This is a genomic window from Wolbachia endosymbiont (group A) of Tromatobia lineatoria, assembly GCF_964028565.1.
Taxonomy (GTDB): Bacteria; Pseudomonadota; Alphaproteobacteria; order Rickettsiales; family Anaplasmataceae; genus Wolbachia; species Wolbachia pipientis.
Genome location: NZ_OZ034791.1, coordinates 441,096 through 457,772 on the forward strand (window position 1 = coordinate 441,096; position 16,677 = coordinate 457,772).

General features: G+C 35.9%; 8 protein-coding genes and 3 pseudogenes. 6 read left to right on the top strand and 5 right to left on the bottom strand.

What is annotated here, in order from left to right:
• Positions 1-3: 3 nt before the first annotated feature.
• Positions 4-957: pseudogene (locus ABWU48_RS02355) on the bottom strand (terminase gpA endonuclease subunit); the annotation flags it as partial.
• Between ABWU48_RS02355 and ABWU48_RS02360 the strand changes: the two are divergent.
• Positions 927-1,775: pseudogene (locus ABWU48_RS02360) on the top strand (Rpn family recombination-promoting nuclease/putative transposase). The pseudogenes ABWU48_RS02355 and ABWU48_RS02360 sit on opposite strands and share 31 nt — an antisense overlap.
• A gap of 67 nt (positions 1,776-1,842) precedes the next feature.
• On the opposite strand, the pseudogene ABWU48_RS02365 reads toward ABWU48_RS02360, so the two are convergent.
• Positions 1,843-2,895: pseudogene (locus ABWU48_RS02365) on the bottom strand (integrase core domain-containing protein); the annotation flags it as partial.
• Positions 2,896-2,940: 45 nt separating this feature from the next.
• Positions 2,941-8,607, bottom strand: a complete 5,667-nt coding sequence (locus ABWU48_RS02370) for a tetratricopeptide repeat protein (RefSeq protein ID WP_353288467.1) — start codon at positions 8,605-8,607, stop codon at positions 2,941-2,943.
• 568 nt (positions 8,608-9,175) lie between these two features.
• Between ABWU48_RS02370 and ABWU48_RS02375 the strand changes: the two genes are divergently transcribed.
• The 5 genes from ABWU48_RS02375 (at position 9,176) to ABWU48_RS02395 (ending at position 15,069) form a co-directional block, all read left to right on the top strand.
• Entirely contained in the window at positions 9,176-10,516 is a 1,341-nt protein-coding gene (locus ABWU48_RS02375) for a hypothetical protein (protein ID WP_353288468.1), read from the top strand.
• A 9-nt stretch (positions 10,517-10,525) separates the two neighbouring features.
• Positions 10,526-11,278 carry a hypothetical protein gene (locus tag ABWU48_RS02380; RefSeq protein ID WP_353288469.1) on the top strand — a complete coding sequence of 251 codons (753 nt, stop codon included), beginning with the start codon at positions 10,526-10,528 and terminating at the stop codon, positions 11,276-11,278.
• Entirely contained in the window at positions 11,278-12,711 is a 1,434-nt protein-coding gene (locus tag ABWU48_RS02385; protein WP_353288470.1) for a hypothetical protein, read from the top strand. Before ABWU48_RS02380 ends, ABWU48_RS02385 begins: the two co-directional genes overlap by 1 nt.
• Before the next feature lie 199 nt (positions 12,712-12,910).
• Positions 12,911-13,489 carry a hypothetical protein gene (locus tag ABWU48_RS02390; protein WP_353288471.1) on the top strand — a complete coding sequence of 193 codons (579 nt, stop codon included), beginning with the start codon at positions 12,911-12,913 and terminating at the stop codon, positions 13,487-13,489.
• The gene (locus ABWU48_RS02395; protein ID WP_353288472.1) at positions 13,477-15,069 is read left to right on the top strand and encodes a hypothetical protein; all 1,593 of its coding nucleotides are present in this window, start codon (positions 13,477-13,479) and stop codon (positions 15,067-15,069) included. Before ABWU48_RS02390 ends, ABWU48_RS02395 begins: the two co-directional genes overlap by 13 nt.
• A 69-nt stretch (positions 15,070-15,138) precedes the next feature.
• Here ABWU48_RS02395 and ABWU48_RS02400 read toward each other — a convergent pair whose 3' ends face one another.
• Positions 15,139-15,918: a hypothetical protein gene (locus ABWU48_RS02400; RefSeq protein ID WP_265023343.1), complete on the bottom strand. Its 780-nt coding sequence runs from the start codon at positions 15,916-15,918 to the stop codon at positions 15,139-15,141.
• 367 nt (positions 15,919-16,285) lie between these two features.
• Complete coding sequence (locus ABWU48_RS02405) at positions 16,286-16,645, bottom strand: hypothetical protein (RefSeq protein ID WP_265023344.1); 360 nt, start codon at positions 16,643-16,645, stop codon at positions 16,286-16,288.
• Between the last annotated feature and the right edge of the window lie 32 nt (positions 16,646-16,677).

Below are 16,677 nucleotides of genomic sequence, written 5' to 3' on the forward strand. Positions count from 1 at the left end.
TTACTACTCGCTGATCCATTTGCTTTTCACTATTTTCTTTGATTTTTTACTTTCTGGTTTTTCACTTAAACTATTCCATTTACTCTCTGGCCATCTATCTATTCCCAGTGCTATCGATGCTGCTCTTGCATAAATCCTACAGTCTAATACTTCATTTCTTTCTCTTACCTTTTGCCACTCTTGTTTGGTATAACCTTTTACTACTTTGCTGACTAATTGCTCTGCCGTTAGCTGCTTAAAATATTCAGGTGCATACTCGGGAAAATGACAGTATCCTGCTGGAGCTTCTTCACCGTCCTTTAAAACATTAAGTAATTGAAAAAGTTCTGACTTTAAAATCGATACTCCCACTGGCCAGAGCTTTATTCCTCTTTTTAGCTTTTGACCACCAACTGTTATATCTACTCTACTTGGGCTGCTAAGTGGTACTAGAGCTTTATTTACACCTTTCACTGCCATTACTCTTCCAGAGCCTTGATGACCTCTTACCCAATTGTATACTTCTTGTGTCGCATACCCAGCATCAACCGCCATCATACTTATCATGTATTCAAGACCATTTTCACCGATAAAATGATGATTTAAGAGCTCAGAGAGTTTTCCCCATACTTCTCCTCTTCCAGTATCACCTTCAAATACTCGGTATTCTATTGACCAACTTTCGCGGCTTTTTCCCCATGCTACAACTTCTACTTCTAAACGATCTTTTTGGACATCTACTCCTGCAGTAAGCACCACTTCTCTCCTAGGTACTGTGCCTACGGGAAAAAATTCTCTCCTGTTAAATAATTGCTTCCAATCTGGTACTTCTCCTTTGTCTACCCAGGTTTCTCCAAGCGTAGTATTTATCCATACTTTTAGTAATTGTTCACTTTCTTTTGCATGAAGAAAATCTTCTACTGCTTGAGTCCAGCTATACCAGCCTACTGGACTATAAAGACTTGAAAGATGAAATCCTTGGTACTGAAAAAAATAAGGATATTCTCATTCACTTCCTCAATGACATCCTTGGCTTCACCTGAAAAAGTGCAATAAAGGGTATAGAGTTTTTAAGTACTATTCAAGACCCTGATATTGCCTCTAAAAAACAAAGCATTGTTGATGTTCTTTGTAGAGACGAAAGTGGGCTACAAGTGATAGTCGAAATGCAGGTCGCTAAAACCAAAGGCTTCGAAAAACGTGCCCAATACTACGCTGCTAAAGCTTATTCAAGACAAGCTAGTAAGGGTGATCAATACCATGACCTTAAGGAAATTATCTTTATTGCTATAGCAGATTGTATTTTATTTCCTGATAAGTCTGAGTATAAATCAAAACATACTATTAGAGATGAAGACACTAATGAACATGATTTGAAAGATTTTTACTTTATATTTATTGAATTACCTAAATTTACAAAAACGAAGGAAGATCAGCTTTCAAGTATTGTTGAGAAATGGATCTACTTCTTTAGATATGCAGATGAAACTAGTGAAGAAGAGCTAGAAAGAATAATAGGAAGTGATCTAATAATTAAAAGAGCTTATGAAGAACTAAATAGATTCAACTGGTCTGAAAAAGAATTTATTGCCTATGAACAAGAGATCAAGCGTATTCCTGATGAACAGGCTGTCCTCGCTCAAAAACTCGATGATGCTACTCATAAAGGTAGACTAGAAGGTAGACTAGAAGAAAAAATCGAAGTGGCTAAAAACTCACTCAAAGCCGGTGTTCCTATTGATGTTATCTCTAAAATCACTGACCTTCCTTTCAATGAGATCGAAAAGTTAAGGTAGCCTAAAATTCCTATCCTGAGTTACATGGCTTTGAATAGAAGCATTACTTAAATAACTTTGGGCTCTAAGATGTATGGTCCCAGAGTGTGATGGTGTGGATTTAGTATAAATAATTCTGGAGACTGTGTCCACTGATAACATATAAATTCATAAGGAGTAAGACCCTTAAGAGTTTTGAGTCTCTTTGCATAATTATAAGCCATAACAAAGTTATAAAGGTGTTCTTTAAGTTGCTGGTGCGATTGATAGTAATACTTCTTAACTGTAGCATCCTTTAAAGTTTTATTCATACGCTCAACTTGCCCATTTGTCCAAGGATGGCTAACTTTTGTCAAACGATGTTCAATAACATTCTCTTCGCAAACTCTATTAAATATGTGTTGGAAAGCATACTTATGACGCTTCTGGTTTGTAAATTGTATACCGTTATCTGTCAAAATATAGCCTTTCTTATAATAGTCCGAATGCGATAAGATATGTGTTTATGGCTATAGCAGGCCAGTAGCATATTACGGTCTGTTCGGATTATTGTAAAAAGAGCTATAGTATGGATTTTATACGGTAAAATTCTAATCAAATTACGTAAGAACTCAGCAGCTATGGGTTTTGTAGCACTGTTACGCAACTCAACATAGGTAAATTTGGATGTCCTATCAATAGCAACAAACAAATGTAATTTGCCCTCCTCAGTTCTAACTTCAGCAATATCAATATGAAAGTAACCGATAGGATATTGTTTGAATTTCTTTTTTGACTTAACTTCTCCATCAACAGTTGGTAATCTGCTAATGTTGTGTCTTTGTAAACAACGATGCAAGCTAGAGCGAGTCAAACGCGGAATTGTAGACTGCAGAGCGTAAAGGCAATCATCTAGTGGCAGTAGTGTATACTTGCGAAATGTAACTATTATAGCTTCCTCTTCTAGCGTTAAAACAGTCGATCTTGGACGCTTTGGACCCATATCAGCATCTTTCGTAAATGAACGTTTTCTCCAATTAATAATAGTTTTTGGATTAAGGTTATAATGCTTGGAGAGTTTTGCTATGCTCTCTTTTCTATTTTGTATTGCTCTACGAATCGTCTGTGTTGTTTTGGCGCACCCATGCAATATTTGTCCCATAACTCCTCCTTTGATGGTATTTTTTTCTCATATTTTATCATACCATCACACTCTGGAACTGTACATCTTTTTAAAGTGTGTCACTGATGCTTCATCAAATACACTAGAAGGATCATACGAACATGAGCTGAGGATATCTACCAGCAAATCTAGTTTGCCATTATTCAACACGTCCACAATCCTATCAAATCTCTCCTTAGGATTACTACAACTCTTACACACTCCACTGGGTTTTATTACTTCATTAGAGAATGCTTCAATATTAAGAATGGGAAGAATTTTAAAAACAGGTAAAAACTCTTTAATATCTTCACTACTAACTGAATTCTTAGCAGATTCACTAAATTCTACCATCGCTCTAGCTAGTACAAAATTATCAAGATTATCAGGGCAAGCAATCTTTTCGAAAATGAAGAAAGCATTTAGAAAATACTTTTGACTTCCTTCATCGTCACGTACAAGATAACGAGCTTTACCAATCTCAACCAACAAATTAGCTACTTCGTGACTATCATAGGAAAAAAACGTGATAAAATAACACAAAAGCTCCTCAAGATAGTAGATGTACCTATCATAATTGTCTAAATCTCTATGTAAACCAGCAAGTTTTACGACTATTTTAGCTAATTTTGGAACTTTATCGTGACCAACCTTCATAACGTGATGTAAAAGGCATTCAAGATACTTCTGTTCACCTTGTATATCATCTAGCGATATAGAGGCTTGAACTAGCTTTTCCAAGACTTCAGTTACTTTATCGCTATATCCAGGAACCTTTTCAAAAACAGGTAAAAGACATTCAAGACACTCCTTCTGCTCCCTATGGTTGCCTAAACATTCATATGCTGCAGCGAGGCTCTCTCGCATTTCAGCTACTTCAATATGCTCAGGGCCATGAATCCTTATCAGAGTAGGCAGAACCTTTTTTATATACTCCTCTTGCTCCTTATGATGACCCAAATCCTCACAAGCTATTGCTAGCTTTTTCATTACCTCAGCCACCTTAGGAGTATCAGATCCATAAAACATTGTAAAAGCAAACAAACACTTTTGAAGGTACTTCTTTTGCTTCTCATACTTACCAAAAATCTCATATATTCTAGCAAGGAACTCTTGCACTTCAGCTACCTCAAGACTCTCAGGTCCGTAAAGCTGAGTAAGAATAGGCAGAGCCTTTTTGTATAATTCTTTTTGTCTTGCCGAGCTACAACAATCAGGATAAGAGTTAGGTATCAATTTGAGTAACGACAGGTAATCTTCTCTTACCGTTTTTTTGTCTCCACTCTCTTTTACTAGCCAATCACTCATATGGAAAAACAACTCTCCCGAGTGTTTCAAAAATTGCTTTTTCCTACCATAAACCTCACCGATGCCAGTACTATCAAAGAGAAAATCCATGAGTAATCTAAAAGTCTTTTTCATAACTTCTTTGCTTTTACCTAGTTCCTCTAATATTAGTCTCATTGCTTCTTGAACCAACCGATGAACACTCACCGAGCTTTTCTCCTTTGTGATATCTACTATAGAACTTGCCACAAGCATCCGGATGGAAAACTTCAACTCACTGTTATCTTTTTCTACTAAACTTAAAAACAGCTCTACGGGAATATCATCTGACCCAAGGTAGGAGATAACATGAAGGATATCCAAAGCAAGCCTCCCATATTCTCGATTACCTTTTATCTTATCTACTGTGATTTTCCACGTCACAAGAGTCGTATGGAAATATTCGTTATTAATATCAGAAAGTAAAGTATAACTAAGAAGCTTCTTCTTATCGATCACATATAGGTTTAAATAATCATCAATACCAAACTTATCTACTAATCTTCGATCTCTGATATACGAAATTGCTTGCTGAATCGCTAAAGGGAAATATTGTAGTTTTTCCAGCAAAATTCCTATCTTTTCTTGAGATTCATCCTCTATGTCTAATCCATTCTTTACAAACATAACAGCATCTTGGTAACTCATAAGCCCTAGTTCTAGACGCTCCATTTCCCCTTCCCAGTCTCGATTACGAGAAGTAATCAAAATATGAGGCCAGCTATTCCCTGAATATTGAATATTCAATGGCAAAAAACAACTTATATCTTCAATCTTGTCAAGGTTATCAAAAATAAACAAACTTTTGTTAGTTGCAAAAAAACTAAACACCTTTTTAACAATGATCTCTATAGGCTTCACCTTTTCACCAGTAGCTGGTGTAGAGAAATTCAACCCATGATCTCTGTCAAGCTCAAGAAAAGATTCTACAATTTTTGCCTTACTTACGGAGTTTATCCATATCACATTTTCATTACAATCCTTGGCATATTTTTTTATATACTTCCTAGCTAACTGAGTTTTACCAATACCACCCAACCCAACTAAACATAGCATTCGTGACACGAGCGATAATCTCTTCGAACTACTCTGCATTTTACTATATAAATCCTCTAATTCTCTTTCTCTTCCAGTAAAAAACGATACTGGATCTCTAACTCCAAACCAGACAGGTTGCGAACCTCTTTCCCCCGTTTCTTTAACATATTTCTCCCTTTTGTTACTACAGTTCTCAGGTGAATCATTTTTGCGTTTTATACTTAAGTGACATAGCGACTCCTCGTTATTATGTGAAGTCAAGAAGGTGTTTCCGATTTTTTCTGATAGGGAATCGATAGAGGAATCACCAGAACTCTCCGTATCACCACCAGGACCTCCTCTACCATCATCAGGTCCCCCTGGACCACCACCAGGACCTCCTCTACCATCATCAGGTCCCCCTGGACCACCACCAGGACCTCCTCTACCATCATCAGGTCCCCCTGGACCACCACCAGGACCTCCTCTACCATCATCAGGTCCCCCTGGACCACCACCAGGACCTCCTCTACCATCAACACCTGGGAACGCATATCTCACGCAGGCTAGAAGAGTATCGACTTTAGCGTGGAGATTTTGCGTTGCATCAAGTACTTCAGAGCACTTTTGCGCAACAGGAAGTATATCGGACTTCTGAGCTCGTTCATCACGCAACATTTCTTCCATTATTAAATTACATTTGTTTACAACATCAATGTTTTGTAAAACATGCTTATGAGGTTGCTGCTGAGAAAAGTTATTTACATCTACCATAAAGATTTTGCGATGCTGGGAAGAAGATTGACTTCCCTTTTTCTCAAAATTGAAAGGCAACCTAGTGCCATGTTTGATAATAAAATTTTCGGAATATGAGAATATTTCCCCTTCTGATACAAATACGGGTGTTTTATCATATATTTCATTAGCGTTCACACTGCTATCACCACTTTTTACACAAGACAAAGGTGATGACCCTTCATCACAACCACCTAAAAGGGCAGCTTCCACCATCAAATCACATGATAAATGTTGAATATTGAAATTTTTTGAAATATAGTCCACCATTCTAAAAGCGGCACAAGATGATAGAGTTGCTATTACTGTAGCGTTTGATTGACATTCCGTAACAGACTGAAACGGTTTTTCGAAGCCTTGAAAAAGCCTAACCCCAGAACTTAAGAGGCATTTTTCTAAATCACCAAAAGGCAGGGATTGCATTAATCTGGAAAAATTCTTGATCTCTTTTATTCTAGAAGCAGATAAACCTTGAGCACATTGATGAGGCGTGTTCGAGCGGAATAGTACGAGCTGATCTGGAAGTACAAGCTTTTCTACCAAGAACAAAAAACTCGATAAGAGCACCTGCGCAAAAAAATGTAACTTTTCCTCTGGCGAAACTATATTCGTGGAGGACATCTTATTGAAAAACGAAGTTGTTGGCTTCATCAGCAAAAATAAATTGGTTGGAAAAATCTGTGTCTCTTCATGACCATTAACATCCTCCTCACCTCTAGCATGTTGTACAGAGTCTAAAGAAGAACTAAACTTACGATTACAAACCTCCAAAATCTCTTTTGCCAAAAATTTTAACTCTCCAGTAATCTGCCAATTAGCATTTTCCAAAGAAGAGTGAACACGAGGTATTTCGTCGAAACACATTTCTTCTGTAAGACAGTATTTGTACCTCGATTTTTCATCAACTTCTACTTTTCTGTAAACCAGATGGGGGAATTCTAGGAAGCATAAAGTCCCATCACGAATTACGCAACGATTAATCTCCCCAGGAAAGAGATCACGAAACCCCCATGATGAGAATTCCTCGACATTAGAGTCTAATTCTAATTGGTAATAATCTTTATCATGCTTTATCCCTGGAGCAGAAATGAATTTTGTAGTAGAAACAAAGGTCTTATGTCCTCTTTGAAAATTAGGAATCCCAGAAACACCGGATCTGTACCTTTTTGAATTACCATGTATAACCCCTTTGAGCATTTCCTCGATATTAAATTCAGTTTCAGTATTTGAGGCAAAGTAGTCTATTATCCTGCTCACAGAATCATCTGCTAAATCATAGATTAAATTATAGATTGTATCTTTCCCTGATAATTCTTTTTCCCTTGCAAATTGCTCCTCATAAGCAATAAAAATATGCATAGCAACCTTAATGAACATAATCCTAGCATCTGGCTGATTGACATAAAACTTGTGTATCTTGCTAGTTAAAGATTCAACCTTTTTCTTTTGAAAAAATTTTGAGATAGAAGTCGCTATCCATTGTAAGCCACATGACAGAGAGGTGGAGTAACTTTTATCATAAGGTAAAAAATCATAAGGATTAGAGAAGACAGGAATGACTCTGTTGAAAAGCGCAGCATACTTGCCTTCCTCATATCTTCCCTCAAGCAACCTTTGAGAAAATTCTAGAAAATGCTTTTCAAAGACAACAACAAAACGCGAAGAAAAAACAACCATATAAGTTAATAAGTCATGCCCAGCGGATAATGAACCGGTAAGTAACTTGTTTTCATAAAAAGAGTCTTTTCGTTTGCTTCTTTTGTCTTTATTTATAATGGGTTCCTGCAAATTCATTATACTCCGTAAAGGCTTTGCAGATAATCCTCTTCCTTGCAATTTTTTGAGAAATTCTACATCCCCAGTATACACGGTCATCAATACATAATAACAAGCCCACCAACCACAGTCAGCAGAATTCCTTTGTTGTCCTGTAATATCATGAGTATCAATAAAATCTATTTCATCTTTTGAACAAAGGGGAACAAATCTCTCAAATTCTGAATACACGTGGGAAAGTTCGTGAAAATCTTCACTTTTTATCATTCCGGTCATACTTTGTACAAGTTTCTTAGGAAGTTTATGTTTAGCGAGAGAATCAAAAAAATAAACTCTATACTTATTATTCTCTATTACTTTACCACTTACATTTGTATATTTTTTAGGCAGCAACACCCAACCGACCCAGTGAGATCCCCCTTCTTCGTTAACATTTTGAGGTTTATTAGCAAAAACACTTGCAATATTAACTATAGAAACAAAAGGCTTATCTAATTCAATATCATAATGATCATTTATACAAGAACCATCTCTGGTTCTCCTTTTACAAACATGCTGAAGTACGTTTAGAATATAATCATCATGATTAAGACCAGGACAAACGGGAGCAATGTAGTAGGCAAGTTCACCTTTTCCAATTGCCTGATTCATAAAACTATCTATATTAAAATTATCTGCCCATGTTAAAGGATTACCTGAATCATCACTATCGAATTTTACTTTGCTTAAACTATTATAGATACTAGTTGCCTCCAGACGGCTTATGTATAAGGAAGTATTTTTTTTTCTTTTACCCATTTATTTTATCACAAAATAACATATCCTAAATGATACGAATTTCAATATATCTTTGCAACAATTTTTGTCTGTAAATTAATCTTTATTTTTAAACACGTTGCTATTAATTGAGCGTATATTATGTAGAAAACCTAAATGCTTCGAGAAAGCATAAGTAACACCCGTGAGAACAAGTTTTTTTGGGATGCGTTGATCTACCAAGTGTACCATACGAACTTTTTAATATAGTGATTTTGCTATACGCTAAAACTACCCATATTAGCCCATTTCATCAATATCTACATACGAACTGTTTTGCCTAAGTTTATGGAAACAATTTAAATCTTCTATTTTTATAACCTTATTTTTACGCGGCTTGTTCTTACAAATATACGATCTATTTTCTTTTTAAACAAAGTAAACATTTAAAATTTTTATGATGCTGAGAAATTAAGGTATTGTCTGTAAATTCCAATAGAATTTTTGTATCTGCTCAATATAGAAAATGTTTTTCATAAAGTTTTTATCCTTGGTAATTATAGGTAGCTATTTAATTCTAACTTTTATATAATACCATAAATATTTTTATATGGAGAGTGCAATGCCAAGAACGACAGAACGTCATGCTACAGTACTTAATAAGTTACAAAGTGTTATTGAACATATAGATTCCAAAACTGCTGCTGAAAGGCGTTTAGCTATTGAAAGATGGGTGAAAACTTACATTAGACAGGTAGAATACCTAGAAGATGATAAGCTACAATTCTTGTACAAAATGTTTCGTGATGAGAGTTGTTGGTCAGATACAAAATTAAATAATGCAATCTTAGGACAGAAGCTCACTGAAGAAAAGATAGAAGCAATAGATAACCCATTCTGTAGGTATAACATGGCTTGCAGGTATTGTGTAGTAGATAAAATTCATCCGCTCTTTCAAGAGCAATTTGAGTCTTATAAAGGTAGAGTTTCTCCTGATGCAGTAGACATGGAGGGTAATCCTGTGAATGACAAGTACATAAGAAATGATTTGCTAGACTCCATGGAAAGTTATGATCCTGTGTTCAGCTTTTGGATTGATAGAGAGTCTGAAGAATTAAAATTAAAAGAATACAGTAATATAGGTCGCTTCAGAAAAGCTGTAGATTTTAAATGGAGTCAGGGAGTGGAATATTTCTATAATCTCTTGAGTGAGCAACAGAGAAAAGAGGAAGTTACTAATGCAGTTATAACCTTATCCTCTATTCAATCTAACTTTAATCGTGCTACTGTTTTGGATTTTTGTTTGCATAAAATGGATGACTCAACAAAACGTGAGCTGTTAGTTAAATTATCAGAAAAAGATCAGGGAGTATATTCGCTTCTTAATGGGTTAATCAAGTGGAGTTTTCTTGATACAGTCCAAGATATGATAAAGCGCTTGTGCTATGAAGAAGTTTCGGTGCCTACAGATAAAATACTTTCAGGTCGTGATTATGGACTCCTACTTTCCTCTCTTTCAAATGTGATATTGGAAAATCCTGAGTTAAGTGCTCAAGCTAGGTCAACCATTATGGGTATTTGGAGGTGCAATCGCTTTAGTGAGCATAAAAAGCTAGTTCTTTTTTCCGATGATAAAGCTCTAGTTACACCTGTATTCGCTGCATTCATTACAGATTGGAATAGAAATAAAGCTGGAGGTGATGTTGGAATAAAAGATCAGATATTAGAAATTTTACGGTTTGCAGAAGAGAATTGTTCATCAGAAGATCTTGCAAGTTTTAAAGATTACGTAGTTAATGACTTAAAAATGGTTAGTATGCCTGGTATGGTAAGGAATATTTCCTATAGTAAGCTAATGGGGGAGTTGTTTTATGAAGTAAGTGTTTCTAGTGATCTCCGTACCGAACTAGCATCTCCTGGTGTTAGTGGTTTGTCTAGTCATAGTAAGTAGAGGTGTTTTATGCATAACAATGGTGAAAATATAGGGTTAGTTAGAAGTTTGCTAGATGGAGAATATCAGAAATTTGAAGAAAGGTTCGAGTCTTTTTTAGATCAATGTCCATCTTTTCTGCATTCAGTTGGTAAGGATCGCTTTTTCCCTGCATTCTTTTTCGGTATGTTTGCTACTGCATTTGATTCTGATATTGCAAAGGACAGTGAAAGAATTTTCTTTCGTTTTGACAATGATCCAGATAACCCTAGAAAAGGAAATTTAAAGGTTGCTATTTTAACTGAAGACAGAAACGGCAGGCAAATAGTAAGGTGCTACACTATTGCTGACAGGACAAACAGCATTGGTTCAAGATTCAGTGAAGAAGAGAAACAGTGGGTAGAACGTAAACTGCAGGGGGATGGTACTAAAAGAAGAAAACTAGAATTAGAATGGGAAGAGTATAAAATATTTGTATGGGCAGAAAATCTAGGAGAAGACGAAAAAGAGGAAGCAATAAGATGTAAGCGATTTTCTGAAGATGAAGCATTTACTCAAGATTCAGCATCTCTGTGCGATGGTTTTGAAGAGGTTGTCAGAACTATGCAGCAAGGTAACTTATCAAATTTGTTAGGAAGATTGGCAAGTAATAACGCAGATTATGTTTTTGCTACCATTAGGAACGTTTTCAATTACATAATTGACATCTACAATAGATATAATCATGTACTAGATTTCAATGGCAAGGAGTCAGACTTCATGGCTTTCTGTCAGGGTTTTTGATGAACTTTAGGTATCGCCACACGGCTGGCATTTATCTTGAGTTATTTGTAGGAGGTGGATATACAGATATTACTTTCCTTATACGTGGAGTGGATAGGCTAAGGGATTCTGTTCCTATTATAATCGAGCTCAAAGCTGGAGGAGAGAGTGCTGATCAAGCATTGGAACAAGCTGAAAATTACGTCATAAGATGTCCTGTCTCATCTATATCAATTCATACTTCATCAGGTAGTGCTGTCTGTGTTGGATTAAATTTTGATTTAGATGAGGATCAGCGTTTGCGGCTTAGCACTCAAGACTTTCTGGATAAAGGGTCTTCTTTATTGGAAAGGCTATTTAATGGTTCTGTAGACGAGATTAGAGAGAACGTTAGAAATTATTTATTATATCCATCTTTTGGTGTACCTGCCGTACCTGACGTAAGAGGTACTAATAGCAGAGTGTTTTCCTATACGACTGGATTTGCATTTGCAAGTACTGCATTTGCGAAAAAAAGGATTATGGTAGCAGGAGGAAATTGGGTAGATGTAACTAAATACCTGTTCAATTACCACGATAACGATAAAATGCTAGGCCCGCAAGGAAGGGTTGCACAAGTAAATGTTCGGGACCGTGCCTTAACTATGGTTTTACGGGCATTATGGCAAGGAGAAGAAAGAATTATTGTGCTTGATGTTCGTCATGCGTTAGCTCACCAATTTCCCATACAAGGTCTAGACTTGTCACGTTGGCCAGATGCTAGAGTATATGAAGTAGCATGCACGTTGAATCCAAGGAGAAGAGATGAGGATGATCTTGGTTTAGCAGTTGATGTGACACCATTTCAATCACCTGCCGATTATCTACAGAGTAAGGGCAATCAGTCTTTTCAAGGTGAGCTTTTAACAATAGGTGGTGTTAGTAATATACACAGCACTGCAAATGTTATGATGAATACAGGCTGGCAAGATATCAATAGGCATAAGGCATTATTTCAAGCAATTTCCAAAGTGTTATTTCCGTTAAAGTGGGTAGTGAATAGAAATAATGCCCGAGAGGTTGGGTTTCATTCTGTGTTGCATGGATTGTTTTATACTTGTGATAATCCAGCTAGGATAATTATAGAGTTCCAGTTGGGAGGAGGAGAGAAGATAGATTTGGTGTTATTAAGGTCTGCAGAAAGTAGAGGTGGTGTTCATCCAATTGCGAAAGAGCTGAAGTTTGCTGATGATTACGAACTACAGAGTAAAATACAAGAGGCAAATAATCAGTTAAATAGTTATTTGCAATGTAGAGGATATAAGCGTATTACCGATGGAGACACAGTAGTTTTATCGTATGCCATATGGAATGATCGTGCGCAGAGGCCAGATACTCTTATATCAGTTAAGGATGTTCTTCGTATAAAGGACAACTTAGGACACAGTTCTGCAGATGATCTTCCTGGCAGATGAGGGTTATTGAGAATTTACATATAAAATTAAGTATATAATAGATTATACTGGTAAAATGTATATGATAGCAGGCTCAAAGTCATATGAAGCTACGGTAGGAGAATACAACTCTCTAAAAAATATGAAAAATTATACTTGTATTGACTCTTAATTTATGCTAATTATTGCACATGATGTATTTATAGATTGAGGGAGTGTGGTGTTAGGGTATATCTCAAAGGATGGGCAGGTCTGTGCAAGTGATGGGTTAGCTACTGAAGGACAGCATACGGAGCGTTTTGGTCAGCACACTCTTGAAGGAAGCACATCATCGTTAAGTAAAGAACAAACTGATGACTGGAATGAGTCCATTGTTGAAGATAAAAATACTGTTGTTGAAAGTTATTTTATTCCAGAAAACTCAATTTTAATGAATTTAGCAAACCTGTTAACTGAGAGCGAAAAAGTTTCAATTAAGGTTAGAGATTTGTATGTTACAATTCCAGATGACCACAAGGCTGTTCCTCCGAGAGGAATTGTTAGTATTATTGAGGTATTAAAGAATCTCTCTAACAATAGCGGGTTAAGCATTAATTTTCCTCATACTGATGTTCGGAGTATTATTCTAATTTCTAAAAAGTCTAACCTAGAGTTCAGGCTTTCTTTCTCTAGTCATGATATCTATGAACTTTATCTGCGCATGATTGATAAAGAAAGCCTAGAAATATTATCTAAAGAAATAAGTCTAATTACAGCTAGTCCTTTTGATGGTCTACCACTATTAAAATGCCAGCTTTAGCACAAAAAAGCGGTAAAGATAATCCCAGTAGCTCAATGGATGATAATCTAACTCCCCTCAGTGAGGTTGATACTAGGCTTCAAAGTGATGAACAAGGTTTACAGCCAGAAATTTTATCTACTAGTCTAACAGGAACTAGCACGAATAAGGGACGAGAGCAAGATTATCTTAATGATAGTGAAATAGTTGTGGCTAGTAATATGGCTCTCAATACTTCGGGTATTGATGGTATATTAGACATCAACCCACTTGCTAACTTGGATGAGGATCGGATTAATACAAGTACTCCGACTAAACAGATCAGCTTATGTGAGCCGTCTTCCATAAGTGAATATCTAGTTAATGAGAGCGAACTTAGTGACAGGATGAATTTAAAGGGTGCAAGTAGAATGGCTGAACTTATTAGACTGATAGCTGGCGTATTCATTGATATAAGAGGAATAATAGAAGAACTAAGTATTCCCTTGTTAGGTCAAAAGATAAAAGATATAAGAGAATATTTAAAAGATTTTCTTTCTGTAGTAGAGGAACTGATCAACGAACGTAGCAAAAATCGCCTACAAGATAAGTCTGAAGAAAATCACGAAGCTTGCTTACAACAAATTTATGATTTAAAATCAAAATTGAAAATAGAAGAAAGAATTAATTCTTCTATAGATCAGAAAAATCAACAATTAACCGAAGAAAAACTCCAGCTTGCAAAAGATAATCAGGATTTTCTTGGTAAATGTAAAGAGCTGGGTAATCTTCTGTGTGACAAACACAAAGAGCTAGAGGAGCAATGTAGTACTCAGCAAAGTCTAAAGGAACGTCTAGGTACGTTGCTTGCAGAGAATAAGCATTTGAAGGAAGAAATAGACGGTATGAACAAGTTTTACAAACACCTTCCAGAACGAACTGAGGAAAAAAGTGGTGCTACAAAAATAGGAAAAATAAGCAAATCGAGAGAAGTTACTCAATCGAATAACGGGTATCATAAGGAAGTCAAAATTGAACAAGAGTTGAGACAAAAGATAGATGAAATGCAGAGAAAAATAGGTGAATTGCTGTCAGAAAATAGTATGTTACTAGAGGAATTAAGGTCAAAATGTGAACAAGTAGGGGATTCTGTAGAAAGCTTAAGTACCGAGATCTCAAGTTTTCGCTCTGAACAAAATTTGTATAATGAGCTTGAGGCTGTTAAACGAAGAGAAGAGCTCGATAACTCAGACCAAGCTGAAATGTACTTAAAGAATGGTGATCTAGTTAATGTGACACAAGGTTATAGTAAAAAGGCTGATAACCCAACTAAACTTACTGAACAGTTTAAAGCAGTAAAGTCTCAACTCTTGATGGCAAGCACTTATAGTAGAAAGCAGATGACCTATGCTTCTGTTTCTCTTGTGTTGTCTGGGGCGTTTTCTGTTGGTGCAAGTTTAACGATGTTTAATTTAGCAATATGTATTTCGCTTACCGTGGCTGCGTTAACTTTTCTTGCAGTATGGTGTTACTGTTCTTATAAGGCAAGTACAGCGCTTAGTAATATTGAAGTTGATCAAATCGGAAATTGTGTTAATCTACGGCTTCAGGAACTCAGGTAGCCTAAGTTGGGAAGGGTTAAGTTTTGAGTTAATGGAGAGGTTCTTCTAAATCATTGGTGTTTGTGTTTTTTAGGAATGCTCTCTTGCGTTGGATTGGAAGGATTGTTCTACCTTTTCAAGCTTTGTGCTCGGCTCTAGAGCACCGTACAACGCGAGGCTTATGCATGCCAATCCAGAAATTATTCCAACTACTGCTATAGTATGCATTTTCATAATATGTGATACGACACCACTTACCAGTAGCACTGCCCCAACAAAAACACAAGGGTTAAATGATGATAACCTCTCGTATAGTGTGTGTGCTTCGAATTCCCCTCCCCATTTAAATGCTATCGATAACATATCTTTATATAAACGTTCAATTTCCGAAAAACCAAGATCTGTTGGCAAAGAACGTTTATCTTGAAATTTTCCTCCATTGCATATAGCTAGCAACTCTAAATCTTTCTTCTTACTGTCCCTTTCTCTATAATTTTCCGCCTTTCCTGCTATCTCATTCAACATTTCCTGCTCTACTTCAATAAAAAGAGATACATGCACATTGTCCACTATATAATGCAGACCTCCTTCCACTCCATCACCCAGATTGTTTTGTTCATTTGACTCACTTAAGATCACTTCATTAGCTCTACTAATAACTCTACAATTTACTGACTCATAATCCATTCTTCCTCTATAATCATCAATATCAACACATTTCATGTAGGACAATAACGATTCTTTTACTCCAAAACTAGTTGGTAAAATCTTAAGGTAATCATTCACTAATTTATTTATTACTCTTCTAACTGCTTCTTTATTAAAGGAAGTACCTAGCTTACTCTTTGCACTATTGATTTTCCCTTCCATGTATGGAGAATTGCTCTTTACTATCTCTTCACGTAGTATATGCTTACTATTCCTTCCTGCTTCACAAAGAACTTCCTGCAGTAATTGGTCATACCAATTATCAAAAAAAGTCTTGTTCTTTATTTTGAGTAATAGAGGTTCATTGTCTTTTACTGTATTACGTGCTTTTTCTCTTTTGCTATTATACTGTAAGTTTATTTTTTGACTTCTATATACGAGTACTTATCTTCCATTCCTTTTGCTCTTAATAGTATGCTCTCTAAGCTTTTTACCTCTTCACGAGAAATATAGTTATGATAAATTTCAATTACTTTTTGTAAGTTAAAAGTACACAAACTTGATACATCTGTTTCCTGAACATAACTTTTTAAATCAGAGAACTATTATTAGTTAGAGATTTTAAATTATTACTTGACAATGGCAAAAGTGCTTTTTGGCGTAATCTATCCTCATTACCGCTTATTTGTTTTTCTATATCCCTTCTTATTTTGTCTGCAAAAATCTCTTTTTCTGCTTTTTGATATTCAGTTAGCACGTTAAGCAGAGCACTATATGCTTGATACTTTGCTTGTGCAATAACTGTTCTAGTAAGAAAAAAGCTAGAACAATATAATGATAACCCAATTGGTGCCCTTGTACCAATTAGTGCCTGCAGTAGTTTTAGATCTCCCGCTCTAATTATTTTTTCTACTTGTTCCTCAAATGGCTTATCAAAAAAACTTGGCATACAACCCCTCTAATTATAAGTTAAGCATACCT